3 protein-coding genes are annotated in these 22,114 nt (G+C 28.8%); 1 reads left to right on the top strand and 2 read right to left on the bottom strand.

Annotated features, from left to right (window positions below):
* The coding region (locus tag ACX1M8_RS01660) for a coiled-coil domain-containing protein (RefSeq protein ID WP_458836660.1) at positions 1-7,508 on the top strand (7,508 nt) is incomplete at its 5' end.
* Positions 7,509-7,655: 147 nt separating this feature from the next.
* Here ACX1M8_RS01660 and ACX1M8_RS01665 read toward each other — a convergent pair.
* Both ACX1M8_RS01665 and ACX1M8_RS01670 read right to left on the bottom strand, forming a co-directional pair.
* On the bottom strand, positions 7,656-14,666 hold the full coding sequence (locus ACX1M8_RS01665) for a hypothetical protein (protein ID WP_458836661.1): 7,011 nt from the start codon (positions 14,664-14,666) through the stop codon (positions 7,656-7,658).
* A gap of 370 nt (positions 14,667-15,036) precedes the next feature.
* The gene (locus ACX1M8_RS01670) at positions 15,037-21,957 is read right to left on the bottom strand and encodes a hypothetical protein (RefSeq protein WP_458836662.1); all 6,921 of its coding nucleotides are present in this window, start codon (positions 21,955-21,957) and stop codon (positions 15,037-15,039) included.
* Between the last annotated feature and the right edge of the window lie 157 nt (positions 21,958-22,114).

Consider the following 22,114-nt stretch of genomic DNA (forward strand, 5'->3'; position numbering starts at 1 on the left):
TTTATAATATATCTACAAAAGACCGAAGTGATTACACAAAAATTGGTCTATTACCTAATTATGTAATTAATTCATATATAGATTTATCAAGAAACGAAGCTGATAATCAAGATCCATTTTTCGGAAATATCGCACCAGATATGAATAAAGACCATCTGGAATTTACCCAAAAAGAAAGTGCTTGAGATGTACGTCAATATGATGAGGATAATAAAAGTTTAGGAAATTATTTTTCTACTACACCTTTAGATGATAGTGTTAAAAAGATAAACAACAATAACATGGCTAATGTTGTTTACTTAGAAGAAATCTCTGCACCAGATAATAATTTGTTCTATTCATCAACAAAACGTGTTAGAAAATGAAGAGCAACATTTAATAACTACTTTACACCTAAAGATCCTACATCCGATGTAAAGCCGGAACAAAACCAAAACAGTTGAACACCTGATGGATATGGAAATATGAATTTTGGTATTGTACTTACTCACGATTTACAACTAGTAACAAATTCAGTTAAAGTATCAGTTATTGCTAAAGACAAAAACTATAACCCTATATCAGTAGAAGATAAAAAGGGATATTTTAGCTATATTGTTAATGGTTTAAATAACAATGAAAATGCCACATCAGTTGAAATCCCTAATACCTTTGATCCAACAAATGGTATAACACAAGAATTAGATGTAAACGATTTTATAAAAAATAATCAAGTTCTTGGTGACCAAAATGCATATTACTATGGTAATTATATAAATAAGCAACAATTGATACAAAACAATGTATTTCCTAAAAAATGATATGACATGCTTGGATCTTCATCAAGTTCTGAAAGTACAATTGCAAACACTCCATTTTTACTTAATAATTTAAAATATGCAAGTTCTATAAATGCGACACTACTAGGTGATGATTATCTTTCAAACCTTGTTAATGGTGATGCTGAAAATAATGATCCTACAAAAATGGGAAGCATGTATGTTTCTATGTTAAAACAAGCTCCTGACTCACCTCTTGCTAAAAACATGTCAAATATGGGATATGCCCTTTTAGGTGAAGTTACTACGGGAAATCAATGATATAGAGATAGCAATTATAATCCAACTGTTGTGGTGGAATTCGAAACAGTAGAAAGTCAAAACCCTATATACATTAATAATAATGACAGAAAATACGTTTATGCTGAAAGCGATAAACCTTCTGGAATTAGTGCTGTTTTATCTTGATACAGAGGATATCAAGTTAAACACGTAACACACAATAGAAATTATGTCGCTTCTCATTCTCTTACATATAAAAGAAGCGATTACAGAACTCTGCACTTAAAAATAACTGAACAAGCAGATTATAGAAATGGTAATTCTGATAATGATGTTTTTATTCCTAACGGTGTAGGATATACATTAAAATATAATGAACAAGTTATAGCTAAAATTCCAGCAAGTTTATTAAACAAAGCACGTCAAGATGCATTTAATAAAAAACTTCAAAAATTCACTATAGACTTAAAATTTAATACAGATTTATCAAAATGACCTAAAGAAGCACTTGAATCTTATGAAAATTTTTATCAAGATGGAAGGCTTACATTAACGCAAGATTTTGATGATAATATACAATATGACAGATTCTTTTATGTTGATGATTGATCAGAATACATTCTCATGAATCCATTTTTATATGATAATCAAATCCCACCACTAAATAAATTACCAACACACGCTTATCTACTTCCTACATTAGATAAAGATAATACGATTTCATTTTTCTCAAATTTCAATTGAAGTAATAAATTAAAAATTATCTTATTAAATCAAATTAAGGAAAACAAAAAACCTGCAATGGTTGTAAACATTCTTAAAAACTTGTTAAACAATGTTGATAATGCTGATGAAATTATTAGTAAAATGTCTTTAACTAATAATCAAATCAATGCTTTAATAGAAGGAATAACTGCAGATTGAAATATAGATAACTTTAATGACTCTGAAAATAATTTTTGATATCAACAAATTGCTCAATTATTATATGCGTCTTATAAAGTGCAAACAACTTTAGCTAACGACACTAAATGAGCAGAATTTCAAAAGATTCAAAAACTTATTGTTGAGGATGAAGATGGTGAATTAAATCCTAATGAGCTACTTACTATAGAAAATTGAAATTCTCAAGATCCAGAAAAAAGAAAACTTCTTGAAAACTTTATGCGTTTCCTTTTAGTTCCAACAGATTTAAGAAATAAAATCCCTACTGCACATACAGATTTAGAAAATTGAATTTCTAAGTCAGTTCCTTCATATAAAATATCAAAAGAATTCCACGGGCCAATCGTAGATACTAACGATGCTATTAATAAGCTAAATAATTTAGTTACAACATATAATGATGCTTTTAGCAATGTAGAAAATTACACCGGAAATGGATTTGATGATGTTACAAACGCAACTAGCGACGAAGTGATCAATAAAGCTTTTGAATTAATAGATTCAACAACTTTATATTCAGATGAATATAAAACAGCATTTAAAAATCAAGTTTTAAGACAAACTTCACGTGAGCATATCATTCAATATGTAAATGCTTTATTAGCTCTTCAAGGCAAAGAATCAGAATTAAAAACTACATATAATAAGTATAAAGAAGCTCTTCCGGTTGCTGATGGTGGAAATGCAAAATACCACAGCATTCAAATAACCGAAGGCAAAAATTCTAAAACATATGTAACATTTGTAAATACAATGAAGAAAGCAAAAGAAGATATTGAATTTTTAGCTTCTTACAAAAATACTGTAGTTAACCCAGAACAAATTACCTACAAAGCAATTACAACAAATAATAAAAACCTTAACCCACAATTAATACCTAATTCATATTCATCAATAATAAGTGATATCTTAAATGCAATAGATATTATTAATACTTTAACCGGACTAGAAAAATCTCAAAGAGATGCATATGTTCAAAATATTTTTAATTTAGTTAAAAATAACACAACAATAGGTGATCAAAATAAACAAATTGAGTTTTATCCTCAAAGAGAAGCTGGAATTGCGAAAATCTTAGCTGAAGCTCAATTTAAGAATAAAGTTCTTACTTATGCAAGTAATTCATCAAATCTATTTGCTACTTTATCTAATCCTTTAATTTCTTTCCCAGAGTGAAGAAATAGTATTAGCTCAGCAAAATTAATTCCAATGCCAGTAAACACTGTTCCAACTGATAATCCAGTTAAATTTATGTTTTCACCTGATGCTCATCCAGCTCTAAAATCATTTAAAACAATTAATGATATAAAGGTTTTTGTGATTCCTAATATTGATGCCATTTCAGCTTCAACTAATTACGGATGACAAAATGATAGTCAAAAATACATTAATGATCAAGATTATAAATATCCAAGCAACACATATGAATTACTAACTATCACAAGCAGTAAATACAAAACCATTGATATCTTATTTAAAGATTATGGTTCATTAATTAAAAATAGTGATTTGACTGCTGACCAATTGAATAATATTTACGACTCTTATGCTAAGCTTTTTGATTACTATGTAACTACATATGAAAAAATCCGTAATAAACTTAAAGAAGATACTAATATCAATTCAAGCGATAGCGATGATAAAGCAATAACGTACAATGATTTATTGTTCTATGCAGAAATGATTTATAACAAAATCTTTTCATTAGATAACATTCAAAATGGTGTTATAACAGAAAAAACCAAAAAGGGCATTCAAGACTTTTTAGATAATGATTTTAATCTTTTAATAAAATCATATAAAAAGCTTAACAAGACACTAGCTAAAGTACTTATCGGCAATGGTGACGATGAAAATCCAGAAACAATCTTTACTAATGGACAATTCTACGGAAATGGTAATGATGACAATAATTTAACTAAATGATTAGCTGATAAAAATGCATATATTTATAACATGTCAGATGATCAAGGAAAATTAATTGCTTTACTTTCAACAGCATTACGCATTACAAGCAGTGCAGTTGATAAAAGCAATATCAACACTATAGTTTCATCAATGGATAACATTACACCTGATTCAAAAATTATTACAGCATCTAAATATAATCTTCCTTCAGCACTTCTATTCACAACTATTAATTCTGATATTTTAAGTAATTCTAAAGAAAATAATGTCCATGAATATAATTATTCTTATGGCACTATAGATAAACTTAATGATGCCATAAATAATTTAGTTAATAATATGCATGGAAGATATGACACTTTAAAAGATTATCCAAAATTTGCACTAACAAACTTCTTTAGTCAAATTAATTTTGATGCTAAGACTAATAAACCAGTTGCCTTATTTGATTTAGCTGAAGCAAATAATCTTCTTAATGATGTCACATTAGAAAACTTTACTTTTGAAAATAATGCTGATGCAAAATACTACGACAAAATTAATGCATTTATTAGTGATAAAGCTATTAGTTATGTTAAATCATTAGCAAACTTAAATGAAGATGAAAAAAACAGTATTGTGAAATTATTAAAATACACTCAAGGTACAATTAACTTTAATACATTCAATAGTTTAGATGCAACACCTAATAAATTGAAATGATTAAAACAAGTACAACTTGCCTTATATGAAGCAAATCAAATCCAAAATTATAAAGCTAATATATTAAATAATCCAAGTGCAACTTATCAATATCTTAATGAATATCAACTTTCTCTATACAACAAAATTTTTACAGATGCAAATATTTTTAGTAGTGTAAAAATTGATGAGCTTTTAAGTAAAGAAGATATTTTACCTGGATTTAAAGACTTTACAACTATTCTTTATAATGATGCAAGTATTCAAAATAAGCCTAATATTTTTAGCCAAATCAACGATTCAATGAAGGCAATCCATGACTTCTATGATAATTATTTAGCAAGTTTAAACATTAACCAACCTAATGAAAGTGTTTTTGTAAGTTTAGCAACCAACAGAAAAGATTTTATAAAAGCTTATAATAATGCTATTCCTTATAATGTTATTGAATCAGGAAACGTAAATACTATAGATGACATTTATAATGCTCTTAAAGCAGAATATGACAAACTTAATGGATATAACGTTTCATTAGCTTCAATATTTACTGAATTAAATGCAACAACTAAAATTATTAAAAACTTCATTGGTGAAGATGTATTTAACAATATTTTAGAACTAGTAAATGCACCTCGCATTACAAATAATGCTGATTACTTAGCTAGATTTAACCAAATTTACAATAAATTTATTGATGCAATTAAAACAGCTATGACATCAACTGTCTTAGTTCAAGCACAACAAAATGCTTTAGGAAATATTCCGCCTGCAAACATAAATGATATTTCACAAGCTGATCAACTAATACTTTCATTAAACGAAAAAGTTCAAGATATAAACATTCTAATATTAAGCATGACAAGCTTAAAAACAGCTTACACAAACGCTTCTGAATTTATTAATCAACATTTAGATGCTTATAATAAATTAGATACATTAGATCCAAAAGTTAAAGAATTTAAGGAAAGCTATGCTAAAGCTCAAATTGTATTTAGCCCATATAGTGAAAAAGATGCTAATATTCAAAATATAAGCGAACCAGATTGTAGAGAAACTAGATCAGCTCTTACTAACAACCTTACACTTGTTAAAATCCTAACTATTAAGACTTATATTGATGAAAAACTTGCACAAATTACAAATAATTCATCAACTACTCTTAAAAATCTTAAACAAAAAGTAACTGATGAAATAAGTGATATAGCTGTAAAAGAATCAACCGTTAATGCTTTTATTAAGATAGATAATAATTTAGGAATTAACTTAAAATTAGAACCTATCTATAAAGCATTTGATAATGCAAATGATATTCAAGATAAAATTAGTGATTTAACAACTGCAATCAATAATGCTAACGAGTTTGTTGCATCAACCTTAAAATCAAATGCACAGCCTAATGAGCAAGAAGTAAAGACTTTAGCAGACAAAATCAACACAGCAATCTTAAGGGATAAATTAACTAAATTAGATGCTAAAGCTAAAGAAGTTATGGAACCTACTGATGAGCTTAAAGAAGCAATTACTTATGCTGATGGAACTCTTAAAGATAGCATAGAACCACAATATCAAGATGCTATAGATAAGCTTGAAAAAGCATTATTAACTGAACCATTACGCAAAGAAATTGCTAAAGCTAAGAAAGAAAACGAAACCTTAAATGATTCAGATTTAACAACAGCAATTAATAATGCTGAAAATGTATTAACTCAACCTAATTTAACTGAAAACATCATTAAAACAGAAACACAAAAATTAGAAGATGCACTCCAAAATGCAATTAATAAGCATAACTTAAAAGAAGAAATAGATAAGCTTGTTACTGACACAAATCTTAAACTTGCTGATTGAGACAAACTTTTAAAAACTAACCACGCCTTTAATAGTTCAACTCAAATTATTTCTAACTTTAAGCAAGCTTTAAAAGTCGCTAAAGATATCGTTAATAAAGTTCAAAGTGAAAATAAACTTGATGATACTATAAAAGCAAATCTTCAAGCTCAAATAGATACGCTTACAAATCTAGCTGCTGAAATTATTCAATTTAGCGATGAAAAATTCATGCAAGATGATAGTCAAATACCATTTGCTACAGATTACCTTAATAAGCTTACTAACTTATCAAATGATGATAAAAATAAAGCTAATAAAGAATTTAATAATGCACTTACATATAAAGAAGCTATGGATGCTTTAAAAACTGCAAATGATTTAAATAACCAAATTGCTTCCCAAATTAATCAAATTAAAAATAACATTAATATCATAATTAATAAATTGCCTGTAGTAGATCAAAATGATATTAACAGTATTATCAATGATACAAATTCACTAAAAGATAAAGTTCCTGCGAAAGATTTAGAAGATATTAATAATGCTATAAATGGATTAAGCGACTTTAGTCCAATTCTTAACGCATTAAAGAACTATGAAAATTCTAATGTTAAAGATAGTGATTACTCAAACAAATTAAATAATTTAACTAACTTAATTAGTGAATTTAAACCGGTTGTTGCTAAAGATCCTTCTATAGAAGTTAATGCTTTAAATAGCAAAGCACAAAACCTTGTAAATACAGCAAATAACTTAATTAAGCTTGTTGAATCACTTCAAAAGAATAATGAAACTGAATTTAATAACGCTATTGATCAATTAGCAAAAGATAATGATATTTATTCTTCATTCAAACAAGTTGTAGCAAATAATAAATACTTTGAAATCTTATCAAGCAGCCAATATTCTAAAGAACAAGTTGCAAACCTTAAGAATATATTAAATTCAACAGCACTTAAACAAATGTTCCCTGTTGTACAATCAACAATACTTACAGAAATCAAGGAAACAGCAAGTGCCTTCCCATGATGAGCATATGTTGTTATCGCAAGTAGTATCATATGATTTGCAGCCCTAGCAATATTTATTAAAACTAAGAAATAATTAAGATACATCACGATTCTTAGGAATAAGCTTTCCAAGATGAATTGATATTAAAAACGTATAACTCTTAAAATTAGGGTTATACGTTTTTTTTGCACCCAAAATTACATAGAAAAAACGATACCGAAGTATCGTTCCAAAATTAAATTATTTCTTAGATTTAACTAAAGCAATTGTTCCGCCGATGAATAAAACAACAGACATAGTTAAGAATAATACTCAGTATAATCATGGATTATTCTTTTTACCATTTTCTTTTGCAAATGTAAGAGCATCGTTAAGTTCTTTTGTGATTTTAACAAGATCAGCATCTGATTTGTTAAGTTTTTGATTTGAGCTTAAAACATTTTTAGCTTTATTTAATGCTTGAGAAACTTTTTCTTTAGCTTCATCAGATAAAGTTTTGTTAAGTTCTGTTTCATTAAATGGAGCTAGTTTTCTGTATGCTTTTAACATTTCTGCTGTTTGATCATCTAGAAGTTTAGCGTCTTGAACAATTTGGTTAAGTTCATTTAAGCTATTTGCTTTATCTAAAGCTTCTTGTTTATCACTAATAATATTAGCATCTAAGTTATCATATTGACCTAGTTTAGCTTTAGAATTATTTAAGTTGGCTAAACCATTTAGATCGTTTAAGGCTTGTGTTAAGTCGTTAACAAGTTTTGAATTGTTTTCTAATGAAAATTCATCAACATTTTGGTTTGCGTTAATAGCATTTTCAAGAGTGCTTGCTAAGTTATTTACTTTTTCTTGCTTATCAGGATCAGCTAGAAGGTAATTCTTAGTATTTTTAGCATCATTTACTTGAGCTAATAAATCTTTCATAGCTTGTAGGTTGTTATCAATTGCTTTACCATTATTAACGATTTCATTAATTTTATCTTTAGAATTTGAAGCATCAACCTTATCTTTAAGTTGTTGTTTTTGTTCGTTAGATAAGTTTGTTAATTCATCAATAGCTTTTTTAGCTTCTTCTTGAGCTTTGCTAATTTCAGCACTATCGTTTTGAATATTTTCTAAAGCAGTAGCAAGTTTCTCTGTAAGAGTATTAATTGCTTCTTCTGAATTGTTACCTGCTTTTAATTTGCTATCTTCAAGTACATTCATAGCATTTTGAATAGCTGTATTTAAAGCACTTTGACTTTCGTCTGAGGCTTTATTAAAGTAAGCTGAATTTTTAACATTTTGAGCTTCTGTAAGCTTATCTGTAAGTGTTTTAGTAGCTTTATCAAGTTTATTGATTTCGGCTATTTTAGCATTTACTTCACTTACTGAGTTAAGATTATTAATTGCATTTGTATCATCAGTTTTATGTTCTGGTGATAAGTTTTCCATTTGTCCTAATTTAGATAATGCTTCTTCTTTAGCCTTTGCAAGGTTTGCATTTCCATCAATGTTTGCGTCAGCTTGTTTAAGATCGTTATTTAATGAAGCTAATTTATTAACCATTTCATCAACTGCAGCTGAGCTTGTAACACCTTTAGCATCGTTAAGACCTTCTGTAGCTTTAGAAATAGCTTCTTCAAGAGCTTTAATTTTTTCATCTGAAGCATTAAGGTAGTTGTATTTAGCTGGCTCAATTTCTTTATTTTCGTTAATTGTCTTTAATGTATTCTTAAGTTCAGCAATAGCGTTATCAAGAGCTGTAGCTTTTTCAACAACTTTATTTACATCTTCTGGTGTATTTAAATTATCTAATTCACTAAGGAAACCATCTTTTTGGTTTGGTTCTAAGTTTTCTTTAGCAGAAATAGCTTCTCTAGCTGTTTTCTTAGCATCGCTAATGTTTTTATCACCATCAAGGTTATTAATTGCATCGTTAAGAGTTTGAGATTTAGCATTTATTTCATTAGGATCAATGCTTGTTTGGCTATCTTTAGCTAAAGAGTTAAGGTTTTCTTCAGAAGCAACTTGGTCAAATGCTTGTTTAGGCTCATTTGAAGCATGTTCATAGTTAGGAGTTGTCTTAACATCAGTAGCTTTTGTAACTGTTTTAGCTAAATTATCCATAGCTGTATCCAGTTCATTAGCTGTTTTCTTAATTCCATTAATTTCATCTTTTGCATGAACAGCTGCAACTTTTGCTTTTAGAGCATCTTTTTGAGCTTGTGATAAGTGAGCTAATTTATCAATTTCTTTAGCTAAATCATCTTTAAGTTCATCAATTCCAAGTAATTCAGTATTAACTGCAGCTAAAGCTTCTTTAAGAGCTTTATTAGCTTCTTCTACTGATTCTTTAGTTACATTGTTGTTTAGTAAGTTATTTGTTAATAAACCTTTAGCTTGATTTAGAGCTTCAGTAACTTTTGCTTTTGTTTCTTGACTTACGCCTTTATATTTAGGTTGATTTGTAATGTCTTCAAGTTTTGAAAGTGAGTCTTTCATTTCTTTTGTTGAATTATTTAATTCAGTTGCTTGTGTAACGACGTCGTTAACATCGGCAACAGTGTTTTTTGAATCAACTAATGCTTTAAGAGTTGCTTTATATTCATCTGATAAGTGCTCTAAACCATCAATAGCACTGTTAGCATCTTCTTTAGCACGATTTAAATTGCTTGTTCCATCTAATCCCTCAATAGCATTAGATAAATCTGTATTGTATTGTTCTAAGTTATTACTATATAGAGCAGTTTTATTTAATAGTAAATCATTATCTTTTGGAATTCTGTTAAGTAATTCAGTAGATCAACCATTATTATCATCTAGCAGTTTCTTTTTATCAGTTGAAGCTTCTGAGTAAGAAGGAGTATTTTTAACTTCATTTGCTTTTTGAATTGTGTTATTAAGTGCAGCAATTTTTTCACTTAAATCATTTAAGTTATTTTGTAATTTCTTAAGATCTTCAGGTTTTGTAGTTGCTTTTACTAATTCGATGTTTTGGTTTTTAGCTTCTTCTGATAAGAATGGAGCTTTCTTAATAGCATCGATTAAATCATTTTGAGCTTGTTCAAAATTACTATCACCATCTAAAGCATCCATAGCTTCTTTAAGTGCATTATTTGTGTTAAGTACTTGAGCTGGATCAATGGTTGTAACTTTTTCTTTATTTAATTTATCTGTTGTTGTAAGTGCATCAAAAGCTTCTTTAGATTCAGTTGAAGCTTGAGTATACTTGTTTGTTTGTTTAACTGCATTTGCTTGAACTACTGTATTAGCTCATGTACCCATGTTTGTGTTAAGGTCATTAGCGTTTTGAAGCATAGATTCAACTTCTTGTACAGTGTTAGCTTTTGAAATATTATCTTTAATTGTTTGTTTTTGAGCAGTAGAAAGATTTTCTAATCCATCAATTTGAGTAGCTTTACTTTTAGCGAATTGTAAATCACCATCTAAAGCCTTTCTTGCTTCATTAAGTGCTTTAGCTTTTTCTAGAATAAGCGCTTTATCAAATGAAGAAAATGTATCACGAGCAAGTTGATTAAAGGCTTCATCAGAAGTTAAGGCATCAAAAGCATCTTTAGGTTGTTTACTTGCATAAAGGTATTGATTTTGATCTTTGATTCCTCTAGCATCATAAATAGCTCTGCCTAATGTTTCCATAGCATTTTCAAGTTCTTGAGCATTAGCAACAATACCTTGTAAAGCAGGAACATTATTTATATCTTCATCTAAAATGTCTTTAATAAATTTTGATTTTTGAACTTCAGAAAGATTTCCTAAAGCATTAATTTGATCGATGTATTCTTTTTTACTGTTAAAGTTATTTTGTTCATCGCTAGCTTTCTTTTCTAATGCGACAACCTTATCGTACATTTGATTTACGCTTTCGGGATCAAGCTCATTAAATGGAAGAGTTTGACCTAGTTGGCTAGGATTGTATTCATTATTTAATTCTGTAATAGCATCTAATGTTTCTTGAGAGTTACCTTTTTCTAATGAAGCTGTTTTAATAGCAGAATTATCATCTGAAAAAGGTTCATTTTTATCTATAGTGTTTTTGATTGTTGAAACTTTATTAATTAAATCAAGGTATTTATCTTTGATTCCGTTAATCTTTTCTAAACTATCAGCACCATTTAATTCATTTTTGATATTTTCTAAGTAAGTATCTGAAAGGAATGAAGATTCAGGATTATTATTTACTTTATTTGCTTCTTTGATTGCGTTAAGTGCTTTAGCAACAGCTCCATTAAAGTTAGCTTCACCATTTAAATCATTTTGTGCTTTTACTAAAGTATCTTTAAGAGCATTAATTTGTTCAGCTGATAAATCAGATAAGTCATTATCTTTAGCTTGAGCATCAGATAATGCTGTGTCAAAAGCTTGTTTTTTACTATCGCTTGCAAATTTATAAGGTTTTTGATTTTTATCTAAGTCATTAGCATTTTTTAAAGCATCCTTAAAGTTTTTAACAGCTTCATCTAAAGTTGCAGCATCATTAGCAACTTGTTGAAGACCTTCTAAAGAATCTTGTGATTTATATTTTTCTCAAATAGCTTCTTTTTGAGTTTCATTTAGATTTTGCAATCTTTCAAGATTTACTTCTAAATCGAAATATGGATCTAATTTAGTTGCGAATGTTAATGCTTCATTTTGTGAATTTAATTTATTAAGTTCATTTTTTAAATTATTTTTAATAGTATCTGAAACTTTAAGGCTATTTATATTACCTAATAAAGTCTCATATTCAGTTTTTCCTTGTCTAAGAGAAGCAATAACATCAAAGCTTTGTCTTCAAAGTTGCGTGAAATCAGATGGTTGGGTATCTGGTGTTATATTATTTATAAATTCATCAAGATCATTTGTTATAAAATTATCGTAATTTTGCTTAACTGGATCTGGTGAAAGCTTGTACGTTGGTTCAGATTTCTTTTCTTCAAGTCTTTTTTTAATACCTAATGCATTTTCATAAACACTTGAAACACGCTTTGCATTTCCTATAGTATTATTTAATGCTTCTGAAATCTTTTCGATATCACGGTGTTTAATTTGATCTTTAAAAGTAGTTCTTAGTGAATCGCTTAGAGGAAGTGTATCTAATTTATTGTTAAAATTATCATAAACTGTATTATTAGCACCAGTAAGAGCGTTATCATACTTAGTAATTAACTCTCTAAGTTTATCTGCATTAGCTTTCTTAGTATCATCTTTAAAGGTGCCGATTAAGGCTTGTAACTCAGTTTTTTTATCACCTAGATAAGGTGCAAATTCAGGAGTTTGTAAAAGAGCATCTATATGTTCTTTTTTAGCTAATAATTGTTGATAAAGTTCTTCTTCTTCAGGAGTTCTTTTATTGTTATCGATAATTGTTTTAGCTTCATTTAACTTATCAGCAAGTTCTTTAACTTTATCAAAATCAAATGAATTTACTTTTTCAGAATTTGAAGTAACTACTTCGGCAGCATTTTTAAGTGCATCTTCAACAGTTTTTCTAGTTTCTTCATTAGGGATAAGATCATTTAAATCCTGAGCTGCAGGGTCATTTTTAATTGCTTGTAACGTTTGTAAAAGAGCATTAGCATTTGAATTAAATGTTTCTTGATTGTTGATTATTTTTTCTAAATCACTATATTCATCAGCAGTATTAACTGATTCTTTTAATTTATTAATAGCTTCTGGTGATAGAGCTGATGAGTGTGAAGTAATAACTTCAATAGCCTTATTTTTATTATCAGGACCATTTAATTCTTCATATTTAGTTTGCAGTGTTTTTTTAAGTTGAGCTAACTGTGTTTCTAAAGCTTTAGGATCTTGATTAATTAATTGTTTTTTATCTTCAACAAGAGTAAAAAGATTTGTTTTGAAATTTTCTAAAGCTTCATTGTAAGCTGTTTGCTTTTCAGGAGAAGCTGTTAAATATTTATTTTCTTCAGCTTTAGTTGAGTATGAGTCATAAGTAGAATTTATATCAGTTCAAAGGCTATTAAGTTTTTCATAATTATCTTTTGCTGTATTAAGTTCTTCAACATTTGAGTATGAGTTTTCATTAATCTTAGCTTTTTCACTTTCGATGTATGCTGAATCAACTTTACCATCTTCTAATTTAGCTAAAGAATCTAATGCTTGTTTTTGCGCTTCTGCATAGTTTGCAGCAGCTTGTTCTTTAGCTGTAGATAATATAGATTGTTTTCTATCAACTTCTGCATCATCCTTACCGAAAAGAACTGTAATTAAGTTTGTAACTTGACCACGTCCATCTTGTTGAATTGTATGAATACCATCGTTAACTGTCACCATATTTTTTGTTTGATTAATTATATTTTTTATATAATTAGGAACATTTTCAAAATTTGTTTTTTGGTTACCTATAAGATTTTTGTAAAAATTTGAATCTTTATAATTTTCTAGTGAACCAGCTTCATCTAAAAGATTTTTGAAAAGTTCTTTATATTTTGTAACATTAGATATAATTCTGTCTTTGTTGGTTAGACCGGCAGTATTAATTCCTTTTGCTCCATTTGCATTTCCTTGCATTGCTACATACATAAGATAGAAAATCCCAATAGGCCCAACGTGAGTGTAGTATTGCGTATCAACATTTTTATCTGGTGTGTCCAAACGAGTATTGAAGTTGTATATAGGATTTATAATTTCGCTATATTGTCATCTTGCATTTCTAGGACCGATAGCATCTTTTCTATAGTTATTAAATTTATCTTGAAATTGTTTTTCTTTAGCATTTGGTCAAAGTGGATCAGGTGAATCAGGATAGAATCATCTTAAGTAATGGACAACTATATCAGTAAAACTATTTCTGTTAGCTTCTATAGATTTATCTTGAACTTTAGCTCAAGGTCTAGATCAGCCTCAGTTATCACCATGATAATATGTCTCACCACGTTTAAGATATTGACTAAAGTTAGGGTTTTTGAAATAAAATGGATCACCGAGTGCAAGCCCTTGGAATGCTAAATATCACTTAACTAAATAACCATAATATTCATCAATTCATGACTTCATTGATTCTAAATCTTTTTCATTTTTAGCTTTATCAATTCTTTCGTTAATTTCTGGTATATCTCTGTTTCTGAACCCCCCAACACCAAATTGGAATTTATGTTGTTCTAAATATTGCTTTAGTTCATTTTTCTTAGCTTCTAAAGCTTCATTAGTGTTAGTGCTAGTTTCACTAGTAGCTGAGAATATAATAACTGGAGCAGTTATAGCTGCAGTTGATAAAGATAATGCCTTAATTAAAAGTTTTTTATTTTTTTTCATAATAATCCTCCCTCTTTTCATTAGAAAAACATATTTTAACATAAATTTGAAATTTTTTAAAAAATTATTTTTTCGCTTAAAAAGAGCTCGTTTTTAAACTTTTTATGAATTTTGAGTAATATAAGCTTTATGTTTTAAGAGGGAAATATTAAAAATATATACTACTCAAAAATCTCTAAAAATTAGTTCTTATAATCAGCACTTTTTCAAATGATTAATAGATTAACTTTTTTAGGTTTTTCAATTAATCTAATAGGACAATATTAGTGATTAGATAATTCCAATACTTTATAAACCTATGCCATAGTATTAAAAATATCTACACCCTAAAGTAGATGTAGATATCAGTTTAATTATATATAAGATTTATCTATTTTTTAAATACAGCGATTGTTGTTCCTAAGATAAATAAGATTCCAGAAACTATTACAATGTAAGCTCATCATGGGAATGAAGAGTGTTCTTTAACATCATTCTTAATTAAGCTTCTTAAAACTTCAGGAGCTTCTTTGAATGCTTGTGATGATAATAATTCTGAAATAGAATTTGCATCTTGTTTTGTAATTTTGTTAGGGTCTTTAGAGATAATATCAAGATAGTTTTTATTTAATACTTCTTTTGCAAATTCAACATATTTAGGATTTATGTTATTCTTATCAGTTTCAGCAAGTTGAGTTAATCTATCTTTATCCTTGCTTTGTATTGCATTAATTAAATCTGTTAAGTAATTTGAATTAGATCTTAATAAGTTTTCTGCACTTGCAATTTGGTTTGATAATTGAGCAGTTAAATCCATTGTTGAAGTTACTGGTTGCATTGCATTAACAGCAGCAACAAGATTATTTTTAGCTTCGTTAACATTATCTACATTTGTTGCATTTGTATTAGATAAAACATTGTTTTTATCAAATGCATTTAGGTATTGTGAGACAAATTCACTTTGATTATTTAACTCAGTTGTTATGTTTGCAGGTACATTTTGAAGATTGTTTAAATCTTGTTTAGCAGCATTTAATGATGCTTGACTATTATTTGAAACAGCATTAGATAAATTATTTAATATGTTATTAATGCTTGTTTGGTTTGCTTGATCTTGCTTTTTAGCGTTTTCAAGGATGTCTTGAGCTTGTTGATATGTTGTAGCTTTATTGAAGTTTTCCTTAATAGAAGCTTTTGCCTCATCACTTAAGTATGATAATTTGCTTAATTCTTCATCTACATATGTTTTAGGAGCTTCAGGAGTTCCATAACTTGTATCTGGGAAATTATCAATTTCATCAGCGTTTGCTTTAAGTGCATTTACAGCATTTACTAAGCTTTCAACTTGTTCAGGTGTAGCTGGGTTTGCTATTGCAGCTAAAGCATCTTTAGCTTTTTGAAGAGTATCTTTAAAGTTGTTTTGTAATGCTGCAGGAGCGTTAGCAATTTTGTTTTGATTCATGTTTTCAAAACCAGATAATGCTTGTTTAGCTTTATTTAATGTTTCATCTTTAAGTGCTTGTGCTAAAGCATCGTTAGCAGCTGTAATTTGTTCAGCAGTTGAATCTGGATTATTAATTACATCGTTAGCATTTGAAATTGCACTAGTTAATGTATTTGAAGGTTCTTCAACATTGTTTGCATCTTCTAAAGTATTCTTTAAGTTATTTTGAGCAATTGCTTTTAATAAGTTATTAGCAGCATCTTGGAAGAATGCATTATCTTTTGAAGCATTTTCTGGTGCTGTTAAAGTTTCTTGAGCTTGTTTAATAGCTTTTTTAAGTGCATCACCTTGTTTTTCAACTTCATTTGCTTGATCTAATGCATTATATAAAGGTTCTTTTGCTTCAACATTATTTAATGAATCTAAGGCATTTTGAAGTTGTTCAAGAGTAGCATCAGGATTGCTTACTGTAGCATTAACATTGTTTAATACTTCTTTTTTGAATGCTTCAGATGCTTTTAATGTCTCTGGAAGAGCATTAATTGCATTGTTGATTTTATCACGTAATGATGCTACATTAAGATCGTTAATAAGTTTCAATGTATCATAAACATTATTTGGATATGAAACATTTTGACTTTGATCTACAACTTTTTTATCTAGTTCTTGTTGAGCTTGTGTTTTTAGAGCATTAAGTGCTTCAGAAGAAGGATTTACTTGAGAAGCAGCATCTAATGCGCTTTGTAATTGTTCCATTGTAGGAACTACATAAGTAGCTTGATCAGCTTTAACTAGATTATTTAATGCTGTTTGTTTAGCTTGAATATCTTTTAATTGTTCTGGAGTAATGTTTGCACTAGCTGAAGATTCCATTTGATTAATAGATTCAGTTAAATCGTTTAATCCTTTTTGGAATTTTTCATTGTCTTGTGTGCTTACTGCAACATTATTTGTATTTGTAAGTTGTGCTTGAAGTGCTTTAGCAGCTTGTAGATCTGTTTTAACTTGACCTAAAGTTGCATCTGCTTCTTTAGCATTAGCGACAATCTTGTTTAAATCTTCTAAATTAGCTGCGCTAGAAACTTGAGTTGTAAGGTTATCTTTTTGACCTTGTGAAAGGTTAGCTAATTTTGCAATTTCTCCTAAAGCATTTTCTTTATTAGCATTTCCATTTAGATCACCTTGTGCTTGATTAATAGCTTGAGCTGCTTGAGTAATTGTAACTGGGTCAATAATATTATTAACATTGTTATTTAATGCGTTATTTACAGCTTCTTGTTTGTCTTGACCAGCTAATTTGTAATTTGCATCTTCTTTGTTTACTGCATTAACAGCATTATTGTAATTTTGCATTGCAGTGTTTAAAACATTTGCATTTTCAACTTCTTTTTGTAGTTTTTCACTTGAAGTTGCAGCTTTGATTTTTTCAACAATTTGTGATTTTTGTTCTGGTGTTAAGTTTGTTAATTTTTCTAAGTTTCTTAAAGCATTTTCTTTTTCTTCTTTAAGTTTTTTATCACCATCTAAAGCTTCTTTAGCTGTAGTAATAGCATTGATTAATTCTTTTGCTTTTTGAATTGATAAAGGAGCTTCAGCAGTGTCTTTTAGTGCAGTTTCAGCATTACTAATAGAGTCATCGTAAGCACCTTGGTGTGCAGGATCACCAGTGTAACTTATTGATTGTTTAATTTCTGGAGCTTCGGTAATTAAGTCTCTTAATGCTTTCATTTCTGTATTGAGATCAGTTGCATTTTTAACAGCTTCTTTAACAGTAGTTACATTATTAGCTTGTTGAACTTGCTTGATAGCTTCATTCTTTTGATTATCTGTTAAGCTTGTTAATTTATTGATTTCTTCTATAGCACTATCTTGAGCATCTTTTAAGATTTTAGCATCTAAATCTTGAGCTGCTTTAACAACTTCATCTAATCCTGCTTTACTATCTTTTGCTAATAGTTGTTGTTTAAAGTCAGATTTTTGAGCTTCACTTAAGTTTTGTAGTGCACTAATAGTATCGTTAGCATTTTTAAGGTTAGTATCACCATCTAATGCGTTAGCTGAGTTATTTAATGCATTAGTTCAACGAATGATTTCTTGATTATTAAATGAAGTAACACCATTAGGAACTGACGCTTTTTCGTTAGCTAATGAATATGCATCATCGAATGCAGATTTTTTAGCAGGATCAGCATATTTATATTTATTTGATTGTGAAGTTTGAGCATTGTTTTCAAGAGCTTCGCTAAATGACTTCATAGCATCATTTACTGCTTGCCCAAGTTGAAGAAGTCCATTTATTCCTGAAACATCATTACTATTGCTAATTCTTTCTTTTAATGATTGTTTTTGTGCTGGAGAAAGGTATGTAAATTTATCAACATCAGCAATTGCTTTTTCTATAGCTTTATCTAAGATAGCCTTACCATCTAAATCTTTAACAGCATTATTTAAAGATGAAACTAAATCATCAATTTGACTAGGAGTTAAGTTATTTGTCTTATCATTATTTGCGTTTTGAAGAGCTTCATTTAATGCTGTTGATTTTTCTGCAGTAGCATTTTTATAGTTTGGAGTTTCCTTAGCTGCTGTAGCATTAGTAATTGCTTCTTGTAATTCAGCCATTTTATTGTCTAATGATTGGATATCATTGATTTTATTCTTTAAATCACTAGCAGAAGTTGAACTATTAATAAAGTTTTGTAATTCTTGTTTTTGTGCTTCATTTAGATGAGTAGCATTTTTTAGCGCAGTATTTGCAGCTTCTCTTTGATCATTTAGAGCTTGGTCACCGTTAAGTGCTTCTTTAGCTTGTTTAATTGCACTGATTTGTTGAGTTACTTCTTCTTGTGTTAAATTAGCATTTTTAAGTGCTGTACTTGCGTTTGAAATTGCATTATCATATGAACTAGCATTTGTTGCATTTAAATAATTTGAAGATGCTTTAACAGTTGGTGCTTCTTTTACCAATTCTTTTAATTCTTTCATAGAAGTATCAAGAGTTTTTGCATTATCAAATGCTTGTTGAGCAGCTGCTATATCATTAGCTTTATCAATATTTGATTTTGCAGTAGCAATTTGTTCAGGCGTTAAATTGGTTAGGTTTTCTAATTGAGTTTTTAATTCTTCTTTCTTAGCTTTAAGCTCTTTAGCTTTTGTATTTGCTGCAGTAGCTTTGTCTACAACATCTTGAAGGACTGTGGCATTGGCTGCTTGATTTGCTTGGCTAATAAAGTTTTCTTTTTCTTGAGGTGTTAAGTCACTTAAATCATTAATAGCTTTAATTTGATTATCAAGAACATTTTGACCATCTAAAGCATCTTTAGCTTTTGTTAGTTCTTCTGCTAATGATTTAATTTCTTCAGGATCTAGACTTTCACCACTTAAACCATTAGAAGCATCTTGTAATTTATTGTCAAATTTACCTTGCTTTGTTGAATCTGAGAACTTATAGTCAGGTGTATTTTTTAAGTTTGAACTAGAACTATAAGCATCATTTAACTCTTTCATTGCATCATTTATATCTGAAATTATTGTAAAAGAGTTATCTATTTCACTAATTAAGCCCTTTCCATTAATTTGTTCTGTTATCGCTTTTTTCTGTGCATCATTTAAACTTGTATATGTGTTTAATTTTTTTATAGCTTCTGCTTTAGCTTCTGCTAAACGTTCATTACCATCTAATTGTTCGTAAGCTTCTTGTAATGTTGTAGGAATACTTGTAATGTAACTTGAATCTGCTAATTTATTTAATAAATTATCTTTAAAGTATTCATTCGCTTTATTAAGTGGTGTATCATATACTGATTTATTTGAAGCATTTGCATATTTAGGATTTGTCTTTTTATTTTCGAAATTAGCCATTTGTGGCGCAACAGTGGCAGCAGCAGAATTTAAGTTTACATATGTTTGCACTTTAGAAGCAAGTGCTTCACCATTTGTAATGGTGTCATCACTTAATAAACTATTTGTAATTTCTTCTTTTAAACTTTGAGTTAAACTACTTAATCCATTAATTGTGTTTTTTGCATTTTCTAAATTAGTTTCACCATTTAAATTACTAATTGCAGCGACTAAAGCATTATATGTACTTGTAATAGTTTTAGCATTGAAGTCTGTTGAATTAATCATTGAGTATGTATTGTCAGAAAAGATTGCTTTAGCATTTGTTATAGCATCTTCATAAGCAGTTTGTAAAGCAGTTGAGGCATATCTATAAGCATCTGATGTTTTTACTTCATTGTGCTTATCTAATCTTTCTTTAAGTAATTTAGTATCTAAAATACTTTCATTAACATTTAAAACAGCTTCGGTTTTTAGCATATCACCAGCTGATCAGTTTTTAGCTTTAAATTTTAAAGCTTCATTTTTATTTAAATAATCAATTGCTTGTTTTTTAACTTGATCAGATCAATTTGATACTTTCTTGATGCTGTCAAGTAATTCAACTTTAGCTTTATATCAAGCATTACTAAAGTACATAACAATATCATCGTTAAAAGTGTAAATAGGTTTGTTTAAAGTTAAGTTCTTTTCAACGAAGAAGTCATCTAATGCAGAAGGATTGTATTGTTTAGAGATTGAACTTGAAGCACTTTCTTTGTTAAATGGTACAGTTGGTGTATTTTCACTTCCAGTAGGTTTTGAATCAAAAGATAAAACAAGAGTTTTAGTTTTGTCCTCTTTTTGAGCATCTGTAAATTCAATAGTAGCTGATGAAGCTTGTGTTGCACCATTTCCATTGTAAGCAAACTTATATTGGAACTTAGGTTTTTGAACAGTTTCAGGGATGCTTTCCCCATCTAAAACATTAAATTTTAAATTTGCATTAACATAAAAGTTTTGAGCTTTTGTTCTATAAAATGTTTGAGCTAAAAATCATTTTGGTCAATAACCATTTGAACCCTTCACTGTAGAATTTCAGAATCCTGCAACAAATGATTGTCCTAATGCTTCACTATCACTTGAAGGATATAAATCACTTGTAGCCTCATTAAATAGAAAGGCTGACATAGCTTTTGAAGCATATTTTCTTGTCTTGTATTCTATTTTTAATTTAGGTGCTTGTGGTGTTTTATTAGTTTTAGAATAAAATGCGACTACTCTACCTATTGTGTAAAAGTTGTGGTTAAAGTTGTGAAGAGCATCAGTGTCGCCGAAATTCTCAATTTGGTTTACAAAGTATTTGTATGCATCACCAGTGTTGTTATCACCAGCAGAGTTAGAAGTAATTATATTTGTTAAGTATCCGGCTTCAGTTCCATATTTAATAGGTCCTACCCCACCTTCTTTTGTATCTTTAGAATATGGGTAAGCATAGTTAACTTTTTGACCTTTACTATCTACACCGAAAAATCCTGCTTCAGTTTTTAATTCATCAATAGGTCTTCTTTCTTGGATAACGTTACCTTGGTTATCAAGAACTGTTATATAAAATGATCCTGGTATAAACTCCATATCGGCTGATGTAGTTAATCCGAAAACAAATGTATCAACACCCGGTAAATTATCTTGACCGGTATCGAATGTTGCTTCTCAACTTTGTTCAGCTTCATTCATAAATGATAATTGGTCTTGAGGAGTAGTTTGTTTTAATTGAACTTTTGTATGTGATTTAGGGTCATAATTATTATTCTTGTTTTCAGAATAATTCTTAGCCATAATATTATTTTTAGTATCGTTAAAATACTTATTAGCATATTGAGCTTGACCACTAACTAACTTATTCATATAGTCTGGAGAAGGCTGTGGAATAGATTCATCTGTCACAGCTTCACTGTTTTCGCTACCCGAAACCAGTGGTAAAACTGCAAGAGGAGTAGCTAGTAATCCTGCTTGAGTCATTAATCAAATTTTATTTTTCTTTTTCATTTTTAATTTAATCCTTTTATTTTTTTATATTTATGTTTTAATTATATACTTTAATTTAAGTAATATCAAATTGTGAAATTCAGCCTAACTAGCTTGATAGTTATGTTTAAGTTTCATCATTGTAAAAAACGAATAATGCTTAAATATAGGATTATTC

The organism is Mycoplasma tracheobuteonis (assembly GCF_054456995.1).